Here is a 19,876-nt window from a genome sequence, read left to right as displayed (position 1 = left end):
GGCCGGGAGACATCCCACGAGCTGCCATGCACCTTTGCGAGAGCCGTCATGTCAAAAAACATCGTCAAAGTTATCGAAGTGCTCGCCGAATCCCCCAAGAGTTGGGAGGATGCGGCGACGAAAGCCGTCGCCGCGGCCCAAAAGTCCCTTCGCGATGTCAAATCCATCTACATCGAGGACTTTTCGGCCGAGGTGGCCGACGGCAAGATCGTCAACTATCGAATCACCGCAAAGCTGAGTTTCAAACTCGAGTAGTGGCAGGGCGAGCTTGCCTGGACGACCTCCGGCCTCACGCTGCCAGCCTTTTATCCCCAACCAGATAGGGGCGCTCGGTGATTCGCTGCGCTGCGGAGGCGGGCGCGGGCGCGATCTGGAACTCGGTTACGGCCTCTTGCAGGCGCGTTGCCTGCTCCTCCATGGACGAGGCGGCGGCGGCAGCCTCTTCGACCAGGGCGGCATTCTGTTGCGTCACCTCATCCATCTGCGTAACGGCACGGTTGACCTGTTCGATGCCCCGGCTTTGCTCGCTGGAGGCGGCGGAGATCTCGCCCATGATGTCGGTGACTCGCTTCACTGCCTGGACGATGTCCGTCATGGTCTGGCCCGCTTGCCCGACCAGCACCGAGCCTTCGCGGACTTGCTGAGCGGAACTCTCGATCAACGCCTTGATTTCCTTGGCGGCGGCAGCGCTGCGCTGGGCGAGGGTTCGGACTTCGCCGGCCACCACGGCGAAGCCGCGGCCTTGCTCGCCGGCGCGCGCCGCTTCCACGGCGGCATTCAGGGCAAGAATGTTCGTCTGGAACGCGATGCCGTCGATCACGCTGATGATGTCGACGACCTTGCCCGAACTGTCCGAGATGCCGTGCATCGTGCCGACGACCTGTCCGACGACATTTCCGCCGCGCTCTGCGATTTCCGAGGCATTCACCGCCAGCGCGCTGGCCTGCCGCGCATTGTCGGCATTCTGTTTGACCGTGGCGGTGAGTTGCTCCATGGACGATGCCGTTTCCTCCAACGACGCCGCCTGTTCTTCGGTACGCGCCGACAGATCGGTGTTGCCGGCGGCGATCTGGCGTGCGGCCGACGTGATCGATTCGGTACCGCCGCGAATACGGTCGACCGTGGACGAGAGGCTTTCCTGCATGGCGCGCATGGCGGCAAGCAGGCTGGTGGTATCGCCGGGCTGCGTTTCGATCGTCATGGCAAGATCGCCCTGGGCAATGCGCCCGGCAATCTCAACGGCGTAGTGCGGCTCTCCGCCCAGGCTCTTCTTGATGTTGCGAATGATCAACAACATCGCCGCCGAGACAATGGCGCCGAGCACGACCAGCAGTCCGGCCCATTCGGCGAGAGAGCGGTAAAAGGCGTCGTTGATGTCGTCGGTGTAGACCCCGCCTGTAATGCACCAGTCCCACGGCGCGAAGTATCCGACACGGCTGATCTTGCCAACCGGCTTATCGTGACCAGGCTTCGGCCATTGGTAAGTAAAGTACCCCCCTCCGGCCCGGCCGACGTTGGAGATCTCCCGGAACACGTATTGGCCCGACGAATCTTTGAAGTCGGAGAGGTTCTTGCCATCCAATTCCGGCTTGATGGGATGCATCACCACGTTGGCGTGGGTGTCGGAAATGGAGAGGTAGCCACTGTCGCCAAAGCGCATGGCGCGCACTTCGGCGATCGCATCGCGCTGTGCTTCGGCTTTGGTGAGCGTGCCTTTGTCGGCAGCATCTGCATATCTTTTGATCACGCTGGTCGCGGAATCCACGACGTTCTTGAGGCCGAGTTCGCGCTCCGCGAACATGGTCTGACGCGTGTTGATCGAGCCCCAGGCGCAAATGACCAGGAGGCTGATCCACATCAGGCCCAAGGCCAACAACAGTTTGGTGTTCAGGGTAAAACGGTGCACGACTACCTCCAGGACTGGCAGTGGGGGACAAGAGGTTGACTTTGGGAGCGCGGCATCGCGATGGCGCGCCACGAATGGCGGACGCTTTGCAAGTCAGTTGGCCGACACTCTATCGACAGGTGACGCAAACGTCTGCGGGTGTTTTCGCTCATAGACTGAATTGCCGGGGGCGCGGACGCCCACGTCGTCACTGGCGCCGCATTACTTCGCGATCGCGCCGCTCAGCAGATGCGCCTCGGCATAAGGAAACACGATGTCCGGATTCGGACGAATCAGCTTCGTGTCCTTGCCGGCGTAGTGCAGGCGCGTGAGCAGGTCCTTGATGACATTGAGGCGCGCGACCCGCTTGTCGTCGGCGCTGACCACATTCCACGGCACGCTGTCGTTCGTACGGGAGAACATCTCGTTTCTCGCCTTGCTGTATTTCTTCCACAGCGCTACCGCTTGTTCATCGATGGGGCTGACCTTCCACTGCTTGAGGGGGTCCCGACGCCGCGACGCAATGCGCCGTTGCTGTTCGTCCTTGGTGATGTCGAGGTAATACTTGATAAGGCGTATTCCCGAACGTACCAGCATGCCTTCAAATGCCCCGACGCTCGACATAAATTCTTCATGCTCCGTCTTGGTGCAAAATCCCATGACGTGCTCAACGCCTGCGCGGTTGTACCAACTGCGATTGAACAGCGTGAATTCGCCGGGGGCGGGGAGTTCGGCAACGTACCGCTGGAAGTACCACGAGCCACGTTCGCGGTCGGAGGGCTTTCCAAGCGCGACCACGCGTGTCTCCCGCGGGCTCAGATGTTCGACGATCCGTTTGATGGTGCCGTCCTTCCCGGAGGCGTCGCGCCCCTCAAAGATCACCAGAATTCTTTCGTTCACATGACTGAGGAAGTGCCGCTGCAGCTTGACCAGTTCAATTTGCAGCAAACGCAGCTCCCGCTCGTAGTCGTCCGCCGTGACGGAACTGACCTCCGCCTCGTCAGGATGATCGCGTGTCTTCGTCTTCATGCGGGTGCCCCGATTCGCGCTGCACGGACACCACGGGCCCCGACGGCCTCGTGGGCGATAACTGAGTCACCTTTTCGGACAGCAGGAGCTCAAGCTCGCTGCGGCCTACGACTTCCTGGACAAGGAGGCGTTTAGCCAACGCGTCGAGCTTGGGGCGACAGGCCTGAAGCGTTTGTCGCACCCGGGCGCTGGCCTGCGCCAGAATCGTCCGAACCTCCGCGTCGATCAGTCGCGCGGTTTCCTCGCTGCACGCCCTGCGCTCGTGCGGCATCATGCCGATGCCGTTGAAGAGCGGATTCGGCATATCCTCGTAAGTGGCCAGCCCAAGCGGCTCGCTCATGCCGAACTGGGTAATCATCTGGCGCGCAATATCCGTCGCGCGCTGTAGATCGTTCTGGGCCCCGGTGGACACGTCGCCGAAAACAATCTGCTCAGCCATGCGCCCGCCGAGCAGCACGTCGAGCCGGTCGAGCAGCTCACTTTGCTTGAGCAGATAGCGATCCTCGGTAGGTGTCTGCTGGGTATAGCCGAGCGCCGACACGCCACGTGGAATGATGGACACCTTCGACACGCGGTCGGCATGGGGGCGCATTTCCGCCACAATGGCGTGACCGGCTTCGTGGTAAGCGATGGTCTCCTTCTCCTGGGCGTTCATCACGCGATTTTTCTTTTCCAGGCCACCGACGATGCGGTCCAGCGCCTCGTCGAAATCGACCATTTCCACCGCATCCTTACCCTTGCGGGCGGCCAGCAGCGCAGCCTCATTGACGAGGTTGGCGAGTTCGGCACCCGCGAAGCCGGGGGTGCGCGCCGCGAGCACGGACAACTCGACGGTGGGCGCCAGGACGACGTGCCTGACGTGAACCTTGAGAATTTGCTCGCGACCCTTGAGGTCGGGGCGGTCCAGCGCAACATGGCGGTCAAAGCGCCCGGGGCGCAACAGCGCCGGGTCCAGAATCTCGGGCCGGTTGGTTGCCGCCATGATGATGACGCCCTTGTTGGTATCGAAGCCATCCATCTCGACCAACAACTGGTTCAGCGTCTGTTCGCGTTCGTCGTTGCCCGTAAAAGTGCCAAGGGCACGGGTCTTGCCGAGCGCGTCGAGTTCATCGATGAAGATAATGCAGGGGGCCTTGGTTTCGGCCTGGTTGAAGAGGTCACGAACTCGCGCCGCCCCGACGCCGACAAACATCTCCACGAACTCCGAGCCACTGATGCTGAAGAACGGGACCGCCGCCTCGCCCGCGACCGCCTTGGCCAGAAGTGTCTTGCCGGTGCCGGGGGCGCCAAGCAGCAACACCCCCTTGGGAATCTTGCCTCCGAGGCGCCGGTAGCGGTCGGGATCTTTCAGGAAGTTGACGATTTCGGCGAGTTCGTCCTTCGCTTCGTCGATGCCGGCGACATCGGCGAAAGTCACGCCGGTCTCCTGCTGCATGTAAACCTTGGCCTTGCTCTTTCCGATCTCCATCATGCCCCCCGCGGCGCCGCCGACGCGCTTGATGAGGAAGCTCCAGAAGGCAAAGAACAGCGCAGCGGGGACAATCCAGGACAGCACTGCGCCGATCCACTTGTTGTCGGCCTGGCCGACGAAGCGCACCTTTGCGGCTTCGAGTTCCTGGACCAAGGCGGGGTCATTGACGCGGATCGTCGAAAAGGCATGCTCGCCCTTTCCCTGATGCTGCATCGCGTCAGCCTGGGGTTTGGGGAGCAAATTCTCGATGCCGTCGGTATTGAGCGTCCCCGTGATGGCGCCTTCGCCGAGCGTAATGTTCTTGAGCTTACCCGCCTTCAAAAGCACCTTGAAATCGCTGTACGGCAGCGTCTCGACGTCCGAAGGGGAAATGAAACTCTGAAGGATCAGCATCGCCGTGACGGCCGCGAGCAGGTACCAAAGGGAAAACTGTTGGCGTGTTTCCATGGAATCCTTCCATCTTGCGGTCAGATTCATCATAGTCAGCGCGCCAAGCGCACCGCTTGACGGAGGTCAAGCCCCGATCTCGCCTGTCGCGGCGCATGTCGCCTGGCGTGGCTCACCTGGGGCACTCGCCGTCTCTGTCATGGAGATGCCGACGTTTGACACGCGTCAATGTGAGCGGGTGGGAAGCGGCGATAGTGAATAGGTTCGCCCCGGGAGGTCAACGTGAAATGGCATCTGGCCGTCAAAGGCTTGTTTCCGGCGCTGCTGCTTTGCCTGTGCCTTGGGGCAAGTGCCGAGGTGGGCATCCCCCCATTGAGCGCTCGAGTCACCGACCTGACCGGTACATTGACCCGCGAACAGACGGCCGCCCTGGAGCAAAAGCTGCAAGCCTTCGAGGCCGCAAAGGGCAGTCAGATCGGGGTGTTGATGGTACCGACCACGCAATCCGAAGACATTGCGCAGTACTCCATCCGCGTCGTCGAACAATGGAAGCTCGGGCGCAAGGGCACGGATGACGGTGTGCTGCTGATTGTCGCCAAGGATGACCGGCGAGTTCGCATCGAGGTCGGCTACGGTCTCGAGGGCGTGCTCACCGACGCCATCAGCAACCGGATCATCAACGAGGACATCGTTCCACGCTTCCAGCAAGCCGACTTCTATGGCGGCGTGACCGCTGGCGTCGAGCGCATCATGAGTGTTGTCAACGGCGAGCCGCTACCGCCGCCGAAGCGCGCCAGCGATGAGGGAAGCGGCTCGGTGCGCGCCTTCCTGCCCGTCCTTCTGGTGCTCACGCTCGTCCTCGGCGGCGTGCTTCGATCGATCCTCGGTCGTGGCCCCGGCGCCGTCGCCACGGGCGGTGTTGTCGGCGTCATCGGCTGGATTCTGTCGGGCACCGTCGTCCTGGGTGTGCTCGCCGGCGCGATCGCACTTTTCTTTACGATGTTTGGCGGCTCCCATCTCGGTTTCAGGGGGATCGGTGGCATGGGAGGCTTCGGCGGGTCAGGGCGAGGTGGATTCGGTGGCGGCGGCGGTGGATTCGGCGGCGGTGGATTCGGCGGCGGCGGCGCCTCGGGGAAATGGTGATGCCAAACTTCCGGCGCATGGGGCGACACCTGCTGATGACGCATTGGAAAGTCGGGCAAGCCTTCCCGCGCAAGGCGCTGCAGGCGATCGAGCGGGCCATCTCGGCGGGCGAAGCCAGCCATATCGGTCAGCTCTGCTTTGTCGTGGAGGGGGCGCTGAGCTGGGCCGGATTGCTCAAGGGGCTCACCGCCCGCGAACGTGCCATCGAAGTGTTCTCCCAGCAACGCCTATGGGATACCGAACACAACAATGGCGTTCTGATTTACCTGCTACTGGCAGACCGCAGCGTCGAGATCGTGGCAGATCGCGGCATCCATCAAAAAGTCGGGGCGAGAGAGTGGAACGCCGTGTGCCGGCAGATGGAAGCCGCTTTTCGGAAAGGCGAATACGAAGCCGGGGGCATCGCCGGCGTCGAGTCCATTGGTCAGCATCTGCGGCAGCACTTCCCGGCACGGGACGTCGGCACGAACGAGCTGAGCGACAAGCCGGTGGTGTTGTAACGGGGCGAGGGAGCGGCGTTATGCGCTCGGTTGACGCGGAAATAGCAAGCTGAAGGTGGTTTTGCCCTCCGCGCTCACGACCTCGACCTTGCCGCGGTGAAGTTCCACGATGGATTTGACGATCGCCAGGCCGAGCCCCGTGTTTTTCGCGGATCCGTGGCGAGACGGATCGACGCGATAGAAGCGCTCGAAGATTTTCTCGATATGCTCGGGGGCAATACACTCCCCGTGGTTCGTCACGCTGACGACGGTCTGGCGCGTGGATTCACGTGCACAAAGCGTAATCGCAGTGCCGGCAGCGGCATGCGTCAGTGCGTTTGACACAAGGTTGCTCACGGCACGGCGAAACATGCCCGCGTCCGCCCAGATGCGGGCGTCTGCCTCGACTGCGATGTCCACGCCAGCCTCCTCCGCCAACCCCTGAAAGTAAGACGCGAGCCTGCGCAGTTCGCTTTGCGCATCGAGCATGCCGAGCGCCAAGTGCTGTGTGGCATTGTCGGTGCGAGCGAGGAACAGCATATTCTCGGTCATGCGTTGGAGCCGCTCGCATTCTTCGATGTTGGAATCGATCAGCGCCTCGTATTCTTCGATCGTGCGCGTGCGCGATAGCGTGATTTGCGACGAGCTGATGACATTGGCAAGTGGCGTGCGCATGTCGTGCGCGAGATCGGACGAGAATTGCGAAAGTCTCACAAACGCGCGCTCCAGCCGGTCCAGCATCCGATTGACAGAAAGTGCGATGTCCTGAAGTTCCAGCGGTGCGCCCCGAATGTCGAGTCGCTCGCCGAGGTTATGCGCTTCGATGCGAGAGGTCTGGCGACCGATGCTCCTGATCGGCCGGAACCCGCGTCGGGTAACGGCATACCCCAGTATGCCGACCAGCACCGCCCCGGCGGCCATCGCGAGAAGTACGTCAATGCGGTATCTGTCGAGGAGCGATCGGCGATCGGACGCGGCGCGCACGAGCGAGACACGAACCGTGTCGCCCCCCGGCAACACCTCCTGCCCGGTGATACATCGCGACAGGCCGATCCCCGCGGGCTCGCACGTATAGGCCACGCCAAACGCGCGGTGCGACGTCGCAACCGGCAACAGGTCCACCGCGTCCGCGTCTGAGTGTTCCACCAGCGGCGTGTTCTTCTCGTCAAAGATGCCGAGATAAACCCCGGGGTGAGACAGCAGCACCTCGTGGAAGAGCGTGGGATTGGACCGTATCGCAGCTATCGACCCCTGATCGCGAATGAGCTGGAGGAACTGGTTCAGCTTGCCGGTAATTTCGATGTCGTCGCGCCGCTGCAGCTCCGTTGCCAACGAATCATAGAGGAACGTCCCCACCAGGGCGAATACGGTAATGGCGACCGTCGAAAACGCCACCGTGAGACGACGCAGCAGGGAGTAGGGTCTGCCGGCCACGCTCACGAACGATCCTCGAGTACGTAGCCCATACCACGAACCGTGTGCAGCAGCTTGTTCTCGAATGTGCTGTCGATCTTGGCTCGCAGCCGCTTGACGGCGACATCAACGACGTTCGTGTCGCTGTCGAAGTTCATGTCCCATATCTGCGAGGTAATGAACGTTCGCGTCAGCACCTCGCCCTGGCGCTCAGCGAGCAACTGGAGCAGAGAGAATTCCTGCGCCGTGAGCTCGACCCGGAACTGCCCCCTGCGGACCCGGCGCTTGATAAGGTCGATCTCCAGATCTGCAATGAGCAGTGTGTCTCGCACGCTACGCGGCGCACGTCTCAGGAGCGATCGGATCCGCGCCAGGAATTCGGCATAGGCGAACGGTTTTGACAGGTAGTCGTCGGCGCCCAGCTCCAGACCGGTCACCTTGTCATCCACGGTGTCTCGCGCGGTCAGCAGAAGCACCGGCGTGGGCTTTTGCATCCGCAGGCGCTTGAGAACTTCGAAGCCATCCAGTTCGGGGAGCATGACGTCAAGGACGATCAGGTCGAAATCTTCGTGCAGCGCGAGGAACAGGGCGTCTTTGCCGTTGTTCGCTGTGTCGACCGTATAGCTTGCCTCCGTCAGGCCCTTCCTGAGGTAGGCGGCCATTTTGGGCTCGTCTTCGACTATAAGTATGCGCATATCAGAAATAGGCGGACACGCGGGCGATCCCGCACAGGCAGTGGGTGAGCGTCAGCCGCAAGCGAGGCATTATCCCATGCCGGACTTGGGCATCCGGCGCTCATGCCTGACCTTCGTCCCGTTCATTCGGGGCTCAACGTGCCGAGCGCCGCGACCACAGCGAGAATTGCCGTGGCAGCGTTGGCTTCGATAAAGAGACTTCGGCGCAGCGCGGATATCGCCCCCTGGTAATCCCCGCTTTGTACCCGGATCTCGAGCAAAGGCGCCAGATGATAGCGATTCGCTGCCGCGAGGCCAAGCATCAGGCCAAAGAGCGCCAACTTCACGACGAGCAACTGCCCATAGGAGGTGGTGAACAGACCGCTCAACGTGGGACCGACGATCATGCCGTAGTTGATCAGGCCGGTGGCGACGAGCGTCACGACGATCATAGCGCCGACGACCGCAAAACTGTTCAGCGTTCGGCTCAACAGCGCGATGCGCGCTTTCGGTGTGGAATGACTGACGCGCAGTAGCAGCCCAAAGGCCGTCAATGCGCCGACCCATCCGGCGGCGGCAATGAGGTGGAAAACGTCGGACGTGAGGTGGAGGATGCCTTTATCTCCCTCGTCCATCACCCCGTGGCCGCCCCAGGCAAGCGTAATCAGCGCAATCCCACCCGAGACGGTTGCCACAGCAAGCGCGGTCGTAGGGCGGCGTGCGAGGGCGAGCAAGGCAGCAAGACATGCCCCCAGGGCAGCGATGCGAACCAGCCACGCCGCCCCGAAGGCTGTACCGGAAATCAGCATCGAAATCGCGTGCGCCCCGATCGAAGCGTAATCGGACGCCCCGGTCATGGCTTTGCCCATCACGATCATGCTGCCGACAGACAACGCCATGCCGACGGCAACCAGCATCGCGAGCAGCGCGCGCAGCGGCCTCACGAAATACGTGGAACGTCGTTCATGGCGCCGCAATGCGTAAAGACCGAAGAGCGGCAATCCAAAAAGCAGCATGAGATCCAGGTAGAGCGCGAACCGGACGGCGATGTTGATCCAACCATCCATGCCGATCACTTCACCGTGAACATGAGCTTGCCGGTCACCGGATGCGTGTCGGAAGAAATGGCGCGCCAATCGACGCGATAGGTGCCGGCCGGCAGGGGTTGCGACGGCGCGATGACCATGACCTTGGGATCGTCGCTGCCCGACACTTTCGCGGCAACGCGCATCGGCGCATGGCTGGACATGCCCGGCATGCCCGTCATGACGAGCGCCGCGCCGGAAAATTGCGTCATCAGGTTCTCGGAAAAATGCAGCTCGATCTTTTCGGGGGAAGCGCCTTCGGCGTTGTCCTGCGGCGTCGAGGACAACAGCTTGGGATGCGCATAGGCGACCGAGGCAAGGGCCGCCGTGGTGGCGATCACCGCGAGACGAGAGGCAACGTGTCGAAGATTCATCGGTAACTCCGTGGGTAATTTGGGGGTGAGAATTAGGGGGACGAACGTCGTGCGTCGGGCGCACGAACGTCGACATCAGAACCAGGCGCGAACGCCTGCGACAAAGGACACTTCGCTGCGTCGCTGGCCCTCTTGTTCTGCGAAACGCGCCGTATTTCCGTAGCTTCGGTCCCAGTTGACGCCGATATAAGGGGCGAACTGGCGATCGAGTTCATATCGCAGGCGCAAGCCGAGCGAGGTGGACGACAGGCCCGCACCGATACCCCGGCGCGCATCGTTCTTGCCGTAGATATTGATTTCCGCAGTCGGCTGAAGCACCAGGCGATTGGTAATGAGCAACTCGTACTTGCCCTCCAGCCTGGCGGCGGTCTGCCCGGCCTGCCCGACATAGGCGGTTGCCTCCACATCGAAGTTGTACAGCGCGAGTCCCTGCAGGCCTAACGCGGCCCACGTCTGGGAACGTCCCGGCTTGAAATCGTGGCGAACGCCACCGACCACATCCCACCACGGACTGATCGCATGGCCCCAAAGTGCCTGGATCTCCGCGTCCTCCAATCCATGCTCCGTCCGCTTGCCTTCCGAACGGATCCATAAGCGGTCGATATCGCCGCCCACCCAGGCGGTCCCTTCCCAATTCAGCGCGTTGCCACCGCCGGCGTGTTGCCACTCCAGTTTGTCGAACAGCACCAGGTAGTTGATCTCCGTGTCGCCCATGTCGTGCATGTGTCCGCCATGGAATACGGCGTTGCGATCCGCGTCCGTGAGCGGCGGCACCGGAGATGCGGTCGGGGTCGATGCGGTGGGTTGCATGGGTTGAATCTCCACGTCTCCCGAGGCGGCCTCATCGTGCGTGTGCGCCGGCGAGGCCACCGACTGCGCAAGGGCAGGAACGGCATGTCCGAAGGCGGCCGCCAGGCCGAAGACCACGGCGGTTCGCTTGAGGGTCCGCGGGATCGTCGATGACATCGGCTTATCCATTCGCATCATTCTTCCACGCGCACTTCGCGAAACATTCCCGTCTCCATATGGAAAAGCAGGTGGCAGTGGTAGGCCCATCGTCCAAGGGCGTCGGCCGTGACGCGATAGCTTCGCTTCGACCCGGGGGCGATGTCGATCGTGTGCTTGCGCACCATGAACTTTCCGTCCTCGTCCTCCAGATCGCTCCACATGCCATGGAGATGAATCGGGTGCGACATCATGGTGTCGTTGACCAGCACCAACCTGACCCGCTCGCCGTACTTGAGGTGAATCGGCTTCGCGTCCGCGAACTTCACGCCATCGAACGACCAGGCAAACTTCTCCATGTGGCCGGTCAGGTGCAGTTCGATCGTACGCGTCGGTTCGCGTCCGTCGGGATCGGGAAATGCGCTCTTGAGGTCCGCATAGGTCAGCACGCGTCGTCCGTTGTTGCGCAGTCCGATCCCTGGATCCGAGAGTCGTGGCGTGGGGCTCATGGCTTGCGCATCGACCAGTGGATTTCCGTTCTCCGTTGCGGGATGCGATTGCATCGCCCCCATTCCGGACATGGCGCCGTGATCCATGCCGGACATGCTTGCCGCTGCGCTGGTGGTCGATCCCGACATGCTGTCCATGCCCGGCATTGCCGCTGGATCCGTGGCAGGCGTGCCGTCCATGGTCTGCAGGGTTTCACCGCTCATGCTCGACATATCCATGCCCGGCATGGCGTTGTGATCCGTGGCAGGCGTGCCGTCCATGGTCTGTATCGCCCCGTCGCCCGTGCTCGACATGTCCATGCCGGGCATTGCGCCGTGATCCATGCCACCCATGCCCATGTCGTCCATCGTGAGCAGCGGGCGTGGGTCAGGGGAGGGCACCTCGGCCGCCATGCCTTCGCGCACGGCCAGCGTGCCGCGGGCAAAGCCCGTTCGATCCATCGACTGGGCGAAGATCGTATAAGCCGATGCGTTTGCCGGTTCGACGATTACGTCGTACGTTTCGGCGACCGCAATCCGGAACTCGTCCACGCTGACCGGATTGACGTATTGACCATCGGCAGCCACGACAGTCATCTTCAAGCCGGGGATTCGCACGTCGAAATAGGTCATGGCCGACCCATTGATAAAGCGCAGGCGAATGCGCTCGCCCGGGCGAAAGATGCCCGTCCAGTTCCCGTTGGGCGCCTGGCCGTTCATCAAATACGTGTACGTGTAGGCGCTGACGTCTGCCAGATCGGTCGGGCTCATGCGCATCTCGGCCCACATCTTTCTGTCGGCGATCGTCGCGCTCCAGCCTTGGGATTTGACGTCGTGAAAGAAGTCCACGATCGTGCGCTGGTGAAAGTTGTAGTAGTTGGACTGCTTCTTGAGCTTTGCCTTGACTCGCCGCGGGTCCTCATCCGTCCAGTCGGAGAGCATGACCACGTAATCCCGCTCATACTTGAACGGCTCGGGGTCCTTCGCGTCGATGACCAAAGGGCCGTACACGCCCGTCTGCTCCTGCATGGCCGAATGACTGTGGTACCAATAGGTGCCGTGTTGCTTCACCGTGAAGCGATAGGTGAACGTTTCGCCTGCGTCGATACCGTTGAAGCTCAGCCCCGGCACCCCATCCATGTTGCTCGGCAGCAGGATGCCATGCCAGTGAATGGACGTCTGCGCCTGAAGCTTGTTCGTGACGCGCAGGGTGACGTCATCGCCTTCGCGCCAGCGCAGAATCGGGCCGGGCAGGGTGCCGTTGATCAGCGTGGCGGTTCGTGCCTGGCCGGTAATGTTGATGGGGGCCTGACCAATATCGAGATCGAACTGGGTGCCCGCGAGCACATTGGGCTGGCCCGGGCTCGAAATCGCCCAGACGGGGGGACGCCACAGTCCAAGCCCGCCAGCAAGACCGGCGGCCCCCAATCCCTTTACGAAGGTTCGTCTGCCGAAATGGGTTTGCATGTATCCGTATCCGAATGTCTCGACAACGCCATACGGCGCAATGTCCCTCAGTCGGTACCGCGGTCTTCGCCCGGTCGGTACCTTGTGGTATGGGGCAAGATTATCCGGACGTCGCCATCGATCCCATGACGGCAAAATGACGAATTTGTCATGATGGACGGCTCCGCGCGGAGGGGATGCGCGAATTCCACCGTCCGCACGGGGAAGCCTGAGCCCCGCGCGGCCAATGTCAGAGCGCCCGCCGGATCAACCTTGCCGGGCCACCCAGATCTTTTTGCGGTTCAGCAGCAGCGGAACGATACCGATGACAATGCCCCCCATGCCGACGACATTGGTGGCCCAATCGAAGGTCGGGATGCTGTAGACCGCGATGAAGAATAGGAAAAGCCCGCTTGCCACCGGCCAGATGACATGCGTCACGGCGGCCCACGGGCCCTGCGTCAACACCTTGCGGTAGTACCAGCCGCAGGCGAGTCCGGTCAGCCCAAGGTAGAAGCAGATCTGGAAGCCGATCGCGGTAATCGAATCCTGCAGAATGACGTTGATCGTCGGCAGATAAGACGACATGAACAGCAGCGCCAGCCCGATGATCCAGATAAAGAAGATCGCAACGTGGGGCGTTTGCCAACGCGGATGCAGCCGCGCATAGCGATGGTGGAGGGCGCCGTCGCGGCTCTTGGCGAAGAGCGTGCGGGTGAACTGCAGCATCTGCGTCTCGACCGTTCCCACCGTGCTCAGCAAGACCGCGATGATCGCGACGTAGCCCCAGGTCGGTCCAAACAGCTTCTCGGCAATGGCGAAGATGATATTGGTGTTGAAGTGCTGGATCTCGGCGTCCGACAGCCCCAGCAGGGCGATGACGATGAAGACAAGGAAGAACACCATCAGGAACACCATCGACCAGAACGCCGCCCGGCCGGGAATGCGGTTCGAGTCGCGCGTCTCCTCGCTGAGGTTCATGGTCACGTCCCAGCCGTAGAAGAAGAAGATCGCCACCAGGGCACCGCTGGCGAACTGCGCGGGCGTGAACGCGAGGGGCGAAAACCAATGCCACGAGAACGCGTGCTGCTGCGCGTGAGGGAACACGAAGAAGCTCGCGACGATGATCACCAGCAGGATGATGCCCTCGATGATGGTCATCACCACCTGCACGTAGCTGGTCAGCTTGACGCCCTTGACGACGATTGCACTGACGACCGTGAGCCACGCGGCTGCGATCAGCGTCACGTAGTGCACGTTGTTCATCATGGGTCGATCGAAGATGAGCAGCGTGGCATTGGCCGCTGGAATCATGGCCGACACCATGAACACGCAGCACAGCACCAGCAGCGCCCAGCCGGCAAAAAAGCCCAGCGTGCGCCCGAAGACCATGCTCACCCATGAATAGGAGGTCCCGGCACTGGCCAGCGCACGATTCATGTTGATGAACGCGTATGCGATGCCAAACATGATCAGCCCGCACACCAGGATGCTCGCCGGGGAGAGCGTGCCGGCCGTCCCGATGATGGTCGACGTCGTGATCTCGACGCTGTAGGCCGGTGCAGTGCCGGCGATGCCCATAATCACCGATTCGACGATGCCCAGCGAATCGGCGTTGAGCTTGGCGGGTTGGTCCATAAGCGTGGGGTTCTAGGCTAGGTTGACATGGATGGATCGACGTTTTACTCCATGCCGGATGTCCAAGCAAGAGGGGGATGTCATTCTTGCGTTCGCCGTTGATTTTCCAGTCCCGGCGGGTCGCAATTCGCTGTCCTGCCGGACTTGCCTGGCCTTCCTGGGGGCACCCGCGGTCCACTTTGGTGCAAGGTGCGCTGAACCACGGGATGTAGGGTCGCTGTCAGAGCGTCACCGACGCCACGGCGGTGGGTCGAAGGCACGCTTTGCCGTTTCGAGAAACACCCGCTGACGGCTCGAAAGTCCGTGACGCGTTGGCACCAGCGCCATGATGGGGGCGGGCGCCAAGCGCCATTCCGGCAGTAGGCGAACCAGTTTTCCAGCGGCAATCAGTCGTGCGGCATCCCACTCGGACCGCTCCATCATGCCAAGTCCGGCGACCGCCCAATCGCTGATGACCGTGCCGTCGTTTGACGACAATGCGCCGGTCATTCGAATGGTGGCGGCCTTGCTTGCCCCCGTTCCGCGATCGTTGTTACGCATGAATCGCAAATGCGTGGCGTCTTCGTCGTTCTCGCGCAAGCATAGACATTCATACCGATCGAGCTCGGACGGATGCACGACGGCCGGCAGGCGGCGCGCAAACGCGGGAGACGCGCAGAGATATCGTTCATTGGGCGCCAGGTAATGCCCCACCCAGGAAGACGCTTTGACGTTGCCAATTGAAATGACGACATCCGCGCCTGACGCTGCGGTGAGCGGACTGTCGGCGAGCACCAGTGAAATCGAAAGGCCTTGGTGAGCCCGATGAAGCTCGCGAACCAAGGGCGCAATGTGCGCGCGACCAAAGCCAAGCGGCGCAACGATGCGCAGATTGCCGGTGAGGCTGCCGGGTTCGCCCGAAACTCGGGACGGAATTGCATCTATCCGTTCAAGGAGTTCAGACGCCTCATGCAAAAAACGCTGGCCTTCATCGGTCAGCGAGATACCTTTCGCGCCACGTACCGCAAGGCGAACGCCCAGCCGCTCCTCCACGCGCTGTAGGCGGACTGTGACCGCGGGGGGCGTCAGGTTCAGCAACCGCGCGGCGGCGGCGAGCGATCGCGACGCGCCCAAGGCACGGAACAGACGCAGATCGTCCAGATCGATCATTAAGTCACCATTAATGTCATGTTCCCTCGATATTACACAGGACAAAATCCTGGCGGCGCTCGCGATGCGAATCGGCGGCGGCCGACGGCGCGAGGTCCTGGCTGGATGGTGCGTCCATTAATATAGATTTAATGTCGAATTTACCGCGTGTTACACACCGCACCCGTTTGCTTCTTTATCTTGAGCCCATCTGAATCACTTTCCGCTTTTGAGAGGTCGGAATCATGACTCGCACCGCTACGACGATGGACAACGTTGCAATGGACAACACGCGCACGCTGTACATCAATGGCGAGTGGTTGGCGCCGGCGAATCCCCGCACGGTGCCCGTCGTCAACCCGGCGACTGGCAACGCGATTCGCCAGCTGGCGGTCGGGTCGCGCGAAGATGTCGAAAAGGCAGTTGCTGCGGCCCGAAGGGCGTTCGTCCCGTGGTCAGATACGCCGGTGGCGAAGCGCGTCGAGTTCCTGGACAGAATGTATCGCCTCATTCTGGATCGTAAGGAACTGCTCGCACAGACGATCATGTCGGAAATGGGCGCAGCAATATCGTTCGCCCGTGCCTCGCACGTTCCATTTGCCGCGGAGCATATTCGTGTGGCAAGCGAAATCGCGGCTGGCTATGCTTTTCTCAAGGTTGACGGTCACACCGCCATTGCACGTGAACCCATCGGGGTATGTGCGCTGATCACCCCCTGGAACTGGCCGCTGTATCAAATTACGGCAAAGGTGGGCCCCGCGCTTGCCGCAGGATGCACGGTGATTCTCAAGCCCAGCGAGTTATCACCCCTGAACGCCGAGATATTCGCGCAGATCGCTCACGATGCCGGGGTGCCGGCGGGGGTATTCAACCTGGTGCAAGGCAGTGGCCCGGAAGTGGGCGAAGCCCTTGCGGCGCATGAGCAGGTCGACATGATCTCGATCACCGGCTCCAACCGGGCCGGCGCGCTCGTGGCGAGGGCGGCGGCAGACTCGGTCAAGCGGGTCACACTGGAGCTGGGAGGGAAGTCACCGAACGTTCTGCTACCGGATGCCGATTTTGGGCGGGTAGTGGCCTTGGGCGTCATGGCCGCGTTTCGCAACGTAGGGCAGTCGTGCAGTGCGCCCACGCGAATGATTGTCCCTCGCGATCGTCTCGCCGAAGTCGAACGCATGGCCTGCGCCACCGTTGAGTCGATGGTCGTGGGGGATCCTGGTTCGGCGCAGACAACGCTCGGGCCGATTGCAAACGAAGCACAATTTCACCGCGTACGGGCCATGATCGATGTGGGTATCGCGCAGGGTGCTAGGCTCGTCTGCGGTGGTCCCGGATTCCCGCCAGGTTTGAGCCACGGTTACTTTGTTCGGCCGACGATTTTCTCCGACGTGACGGCCGACATGCGCATCGCGCAGGAGGAGATTTTCGGGCCGGTCCTGAGCCTCATGGCGTACGACACCGTCGATGAGGCGGTTGCGATCGCGAACGATACGAAGTACGGCCTGGGTGCGCACGTCCAGAGCGAGGACCTGATGCAGGCGCGCGCGGTTGCCTCGCGTATCCGGTCGGGGCAAGTGCATATCAACCATCCGGCGTGGGACGCCCATGCCCCGTTTGGCGGCTACAAGCGCTCGGGGAACGGTCGCGAATACGGCATCCATGGGTTCGAGGAGTACCTCGAGACGAAAGCGATCCTGGGTTACGCCTGATGGCGATCGCCGAGCGCGTCGCATGCCATTCCGAATCGCGCAACGTAGGGAAGGGAATGCGGCACACGGGTCGCCCTGAGGCAAAGGGCGGCGGACAACGGAACTTCAAACAAGATATCCATGTTGCAAATCGACAGAGTCAGCGATAGTCCCGTCATGCCCACCGATGTGGACGTTGTGATCGTCGGCGGCGGCATCATTGGAACCACTGCCGCGTACGAGTTGGCGCGTCAGGGGGTGTCGGTCGCCCTGGTGGAAAAGGGCTTCATCGGCGCCGAGCAGTCTGGGCGCAACTGGGGATGGGTGCGTCAGCAAAATCGCAGGCATGACGAATTGGTCATGGCAATGCGCAGCTTGACGCGGTGGTCGGAGATCGGAAACGAGATCGGTCGCGACCTCGGTTTCCGCCGTCAGGGCAGTCTGTATGGGACGACGGCGGAGGCAGACATTGCGAAATGGGAAAAGTGGGCGGTCGGCGCAAAGGCGATGGGCTATTCGTTCGATCTTCTCTCGGCAGCGGAGCTTAAATCCCGCATTCCGACGGGGACGGCGCGGTGGGTGGGCGGCCTCTGGTCGCCGACGGACGGGCTGGCCGAACCGAGCAAGGCCGCGCCAGCCATCGCCGAGGGGGCAAAAGGACTGGGCGCCTATGTGTTGCAGACATGTGCCGCGCGAGGATTCGACATCAGCGCTGGCCGTATCGCCGGCGTGTGGACGGAGCGCGGTCTCATTCGCGCGACGACGGTCGTGTGTGCCGGAGGCGCGTGGAGTTCGCGCTTGTTGAAACGCCATGGCGTTGAGTTGCCGGTCGCCAATGTGGTGGGCACCGCGATGCGCACGTCGCAAGTGCCGGCGTTGCCCGGCGGCACATTCAACGGTCCCGGGTTTGCGTTGCGTCGTCGTCTCGATGGGGGCTACACGCTTGCCGTACCCGGCTATGGTCGTGTCGAGCTGGCCCCGCAAGGGATTCGGTACGCCTTGAAGTTCTATCAGACGTATCGCTCCGAGCTGACGAAGAAGTTGAAGATCCGCATAGGGAAGAGTTTCTTTAATGGACCCGAGGCGTCGGCAAGCTGGGCGCTTGACGACATCTCGCCGTTCGAGCGTATTCGGGTGCTGGAGCCGGCCATTGACGAAGAATGGTTGGCGCAGGCGGTCAGCAACCTGACGACCTGCTTTCCTGAAATGAAAGGGGTGCGGATATTGCAGGCGTGGGCGGGCCTCATCGATACCACGCCGGATCTCGTGCCGGTGATTTCGACCGTCGATGAAATCCCGGGCCTGATCGTCGCGTCAGGGTTCAGCGGACACGGGTTTGGCCTAGGCCCGGGGGCCGGGTTGCTCGTGTCCGAAATGGCGCAGAATAAAACGCCTTACGCCGATATCACCCCCTTCAGTCTGAATCGATTCAAGAAAGGAGGGCAGTTGCTTCGTCCGGAGATGATGTAGGGCAGCTCAGGACATCCTTCAAGCCATTCTGCGGAACCGAGTTCCATGAGGCCGAGGTTGTGCCGTCAATTCGCCAACCGGCGGGCGAGGATTGTCACTGCCAACGGCGGCGTTGGGACTTGCCAATACCGTCGCCTTCGACGCATGCTAGCCAAAACTTCTCGGTCGATCGCGAAATGGAATTGAGACAACTCCGGTATTTTGTCAGTGTGGTGGAACACGGAAGCATGGGGCGGGCCGCCTTGGACCTCGGTGTGGTCACCTCCGCATTGAGCCAGCAGATCAGCCGTCTCGAAGGGGAACTCTCGACCCGCCTGTTGCAGCGCACGTCCGCCGGCGTGGTGCCGACTGACGCCGGCATCGCCTTTTGGCGTCAGGCACAACTCGCGCTGCGCCATATCGACGACGCCGCGGTTGCCGCGCGCTCCGCCCGTCTGTCTGGACACGTGAGCGTTGGGATGGCACCAAGCACGGCGAGCGTGCTCGGCGTCGCATTCGCGCAAGCCATGCGTGCACGATACCCCGATGTTCGGCTGCGCATCGTCGAAAGCCTCTCCGGCTATCTCGCCCCCATGCTTAGCGCGCGTCAGATCGATCTCGCGGTGCTCTTTCGCGAGGAACCCGCGCAGCGGTGGAGCGTGATGCCACTGCTCGACGAGCAGCTGTTCCTGATCGGCGCCAACGGTCTCGATGGCATGCCGACAGGCACATCCGTGCGACTCAAGCACCTCGGCAGGCTGGCACTCATCCTTCCCAGCGGCACGCATGGGCTGCGCTCGCTGCTGTCGTCGGCGTTTCGACGCGCCGCTTACGAACCCAACGTGGTCGCCGAAGTGGACGGTCTCGCGCTGCTCATGGACCTGGTACAAACGGGGATGGGCGCGACGATACAGCCCGGCGCCGCGCTTGCCAGATCCGCGAACGGAATGCTGGCGAGCGTGCCCGTCGCAGAGCGCTACGCCACGCGGCCCAACATGATCGCCAGTGTCTCCGATGACGAACTGTCGCCCGCGGGTCTCGCCGCGCGCGTCGTCCTCGCCGATATCGCGCGGCAACTCGTGCACGAAAGCCGCTGGCCCGGCGCACGTCTGCGCCTGCCGCAGTCTTCACAAACAGTGAAGACCCCTTGAGGGGAC

At 62.1% G+C, this 19,876-nt stretch carries 17 protein-coding genes; 6 read left to right on the top strand and 11 right to left on the bottom strand.

The window, feature by feature from the left end; genetic code table 11:
- Positions 1–48: 48 nt before the first annotated feature.
- Positions 49–255, top strand: coding sequence for a dodecin family protein (locus tag OYT13_RS11950; protein WP_017234467.1), 207 nt, complete (start codon positions 49–51; stop codon positions 253–255).
- A gap of 34 nt (positions 256–289) precedes the next feature.
- On the opposite strand, the gene OYT13_RS11945 is transcribed toward OYT13_RS11950, so the two are convergent.
- From OYT13_RS11945 to ftsH, 3 genes are all read right to left on the bottom strand, one after another.
- Positions 290–1,906 (bottom strand): methyl-accepting chemotaxis protein, encoded by a 1,617-nt coding sequence (locus OYT13_RS11945; RefSeq protein ID WP_017234468.1) that lies wholly within the window; start codon positions 1,904–1,906, stop codon positions 290–292.
- 201 nt (positions 1,907–2,107) lie between these two features.
- The gene (gene ppk2, locus OYT13_RS11940) at positions 2,108–2,914 is read right to left on the bottom strand and encodes a polyphosphate kinase 2 (protein WP_017234469.1); all 807 of its coding nucleotides are present in this window, start codon (positions 2,912–2,914) and stop codon (positions 2,108–2,110) included.
- Positions 2,886–4,832, bottom strand: a complete 1,947-nt coding sequence (gene ftsH / locus OYT13_RS11935; RefSeq protein WP_268567807.1) for an ATP-dependent zinc metalloprotease FtsH — start codon at positions 4,830–4,832, stop codon at positions 2,886–2,888. Before ftsH ends, ppk2 begins: the two co-directional genes overlap by 29 nt.
- Positions 4,833–5,054: 222 nt before the next feature.
- On the opposite strand from ftsH, the gene OYT13_RS11930 reads away from it, so the two are divergent.
- Positions 5,055–5,915: a TPM domain-containing protein gene (locus OYT13_RS11930; RefSeq protein WP_268567806.1), complete on the top strand. Its 861-nt coding sequence runs from the start codon at positions 5,055–5,057 to the stop codon at positions 5,913–5,915.
- Positions 5,909–6,415: a TPM domain-containing protein gene (locus tag OYT13_RS11925; RefSeq protein ID WP_268567805.1), complete on the top strand. Its 507-nt coding sequence runs from the start codon at positions 5,909–5,911 to the stop codon at positions 6,413–6,415. Before OYT13_RS11930 ends, OYT13_RS11925 begins: the two co-directional genes overlap by 7 nt.
- Before the next feature lie 18 nt (positions 6,416–6,433).
- Here the strand turns inward: OYT13_RS11925 and OYT13_RS11920 are convergent, their stop codons facing one another.
- From OYT13_RS11920 to OYT13_RS11885, 8 genes are all read right to left on the bottom strand, one after another.
- The gene (locus tag OYT13_RS11920; RefSeq protein WP_268567804.1) at positions 6,434–7,828 is read right to left on the bottom strand and encodes a heavy metal sensor histidine kinase; all 1,395 of its coding nucleotides are present in this window, start codon (positions 7,826–7,828) and stop codon (positions 6,434–6,436) included.
- A 2-nt stretch (positions 7,829–7,830) separates the two neighbouring features.
- On the bottom strand, positions 7,831–8,502 hold the full coding sequence (locus tag OYT13_RS11915; RefSeq protein ID WP_026132039.1) for a heavy metal response regulator transcription factor: 672 nt from the start codon (positions 8,500–8,502) through the stop codon (positions 7,831–7,833).
- 122 nt (positions 8,503–8,624) lie between these two features.
- Entirely contained in the window at positions 8,625–9,548 is a 924-nt protein-coding gene (gene copD, locus OYT13_RS11910; RefSeq protein WP_268567803.1) for a copper homeostasis membrane protein CopD, read from the bottom strand.
- Between the two features lie 5 nt (positions 9,549–9,553).
- The gene (copC, locus tag OYT13_RS11905; protein WP_150549852.1) at positions 9,554–9,940 is read right to left on the bottom strand and encodes a copper homeostasis periplasmic binding protein CopC; all 387 of its coding nucleotides are present in this window, start codon (positions 9,938–9,940) and stop codon (positions 9,554–9,556) included.
- A gap of 75 nt (positions 9,941–10,015) precedes the next feature.
- Complete coding sequence (locus tag OYT13_RS11900) at positions 10,016–10,906, bottom strand: copper resistance protein B (RefSeq protein WP_232424651.1); 891 nt, start codon at positions 10,904–10,906, stop codon at positions 10,016–10,018.
- A 17-nt stretch (positions 10,907–10,923) separates the two neighbouring features.
- On the bottom strand, positions 10,924–12,840 hold the full coding sequence (locus OYT13_RS11895) for a copper resistance system multicopper oxidase (protein ID WP_268567802.1): 1,917 nt from the start codon (positions 12,838–12,840) through the stop codon (positions 10,924–10,926).
- Between the two features lie 246 nt (positions 12,841–13,086).
- Positions 13,087–14,457 carry an APC family permease gene (locus tag OYT13_RS11890; protein WP_261938599.1) on the bottom strand — a complete coding sequence of 457 codons (1,371 nt, stop codon included), beginning with the start codon at positions 14,455–14,457 and terminating at the stop codon, positions 13,087–13,089.
- A 228-nt stretch (positions 14,458–14,685) separates the two neighbouring features.
- Positions 14,686–15,606, bottom strand: coding sequence for a LysR family transcriptional regulator (locus tag OYT13_RS11885; protein ID WP_150608255.1), 921 nt, complete (start codon positions 15,604–15,606; stop codon positions 14,686–14,688).
- 224 nt (positions 15,607–15,830) lie between these two features.
- Here OYT13_RS11885 and OYT13_RS11880 point away from each other — a divergent pair, with 224 nt between their 5' ends.
- The 3 genes from OYT13_RS11880 to OYT13_RS11870 all read left to right on the top strand — a co-directional run bounded on the left by OYT13_RS11880 (position 15,831) and on the right by OYT13_RS11870 (position 19,870).
- Positions 15,831–17,291, top strand: coding sequence for an aldehyde dehydrogenase family protein (locus OYT13_RS11880; RefSeq protein ID WP_268567801.1), 1,461 nt, complete (start codon positions 15,831–15,833; stop codon positions 17,289–17,291).
- Between the two features lie 120 nt (positions 17,292–17,411).
- The gene (locus tag OYT13_RS11875) at positions 17,412–18,740 is read left to right on the top strand and encodes an NAD(P)/FAD-dependent oxidoreductase (protein WP_017234482.1); all 1,329 of its coding nucleotides are present in this window, start codon (positions 17,412–17,414) and stop codon (positions 18,738–18,740) included.
- A 176-nt stretch (positions 18,741–18,916) separates the two neighbouring features.
- On the top strand, positions 18,917–19,870 hold the full coding sequence (locus OYT13_RS11870; protein WP_268567800.1) for a LysR family transcriptional regulator: 954 nt from the start codon (positions 18,917–18,919) through the stop codon (positions 19,868–19,870).
- Positions 19,871–19,876: the final 6 nt, after the last annotated feature.

This window comes from Pandoraea sp. XJJ-1 (assembly GCF_026802345.1).
Taxonomy (GTDB): domain Bacteria; phylum Pseudomonadota; class Gammaproteobacteria; order Burkholderiales; family Burkholderiaceae; genus Pandoraea; species Pandoraea cepalis.
The sequence above is the reverse complement of the archived record's forward strand: the minus strand, read 5'-3'. Positions and strand labels throughout refer to the sequence as shown.

Coding starts and splice junctions, on each gene's coding strand:
- copD (WP_268567803.1), bottom strand. CDS start 9,548: ATGGATGGTTGGATCAACATCGCCGTCCGGTTCGCGCTCTACCTGGAT.
- ppk2 (WP_017234469.1), bottom strand. CDS start 2,914: ATGAAGACGAAGACACGCGATCATCCTGACGAGGCGGAGGTCAGTTCC.
- OYT13_RS11950 (WP_017234467.1), top strand. CDS start 49: ATGTCAAAAAACATCGTCAAAGTTATCGAAGTGCTCGCCGAATCCCCC.
- OYT13_RS11875 (WP_017234482.1), top strand. CDS start 17,412: ATGTTGCAAATCGACAGAGTCAGCGATAGTCCCGTCATGCCCACCGAT.
- OYT13_RS11925 (WP_268567805.1), top strand. CDS start 5,909: ATGGTGATGCCAAACTTCCGGCGCATGGGGCGACACCTGCTGATGACG.
- OYT13_RS11890 (WP_261938599.1), bottom strand. CDS start 14,457: ATGGACCAACCCGCCAAGCTCAACGCCGATTCGCTGGGCATCGTCGAA.
- OYT13_RS11870 (WP_268567800.1), top strand. CDS start 18,917: ATGGAATTGAGACAACTCCGGTATTTTGTCAGTGTGGTGGAACACGGA.
- copC (WP_150549852.1), bottom strand. CDS start 9,940: ATGAATCTTCGACACGTTGCCTCTCGTCTCGCGGTGATCGCCACCACG.
- OYT13_RS11900 (WP_232424651.1), bottom strand. CDS start 10,906: ATGTCATCGACGATCCCGCGGACCCTCAAGCGAACCGCCGTGGTCTTC.
- OYT13_RS11885 (WP_150608255.1), bottom strand. CDS start 15,606: ATGATCGATCTGGACGATCTGCGTCTGTTCCGTGCCTTGGGCGCGTCG.
- ftsH (WP_268567807.1), bottom strand. CDS start 4,832: ATGGAAACACGCCAACAGTTTTCCCTTTGGTACCTGCTCGCGGCCGTC.
- OYT13_RS11895 (WP_268567802.1), bottom strand. CDS start 12,840: ATGCAAACCCATTTCGGCAGACGAACCTTCGTAAAGGGATTGGGGGCC.
- OYT13_RS11915 (WP_026132039.1), bottom strand. CDS start 8,502: ATGCGCATACTTATAGTCGAAGACGAGCCCAAAATGGCCGCCTACCTC.
- OYT13_RS11880 (WP_268567801.1), top strand. CDS start 15,831: ATGACTCGCACCGCTACGACGATGGACAACGTTGCAATGGACAACACG.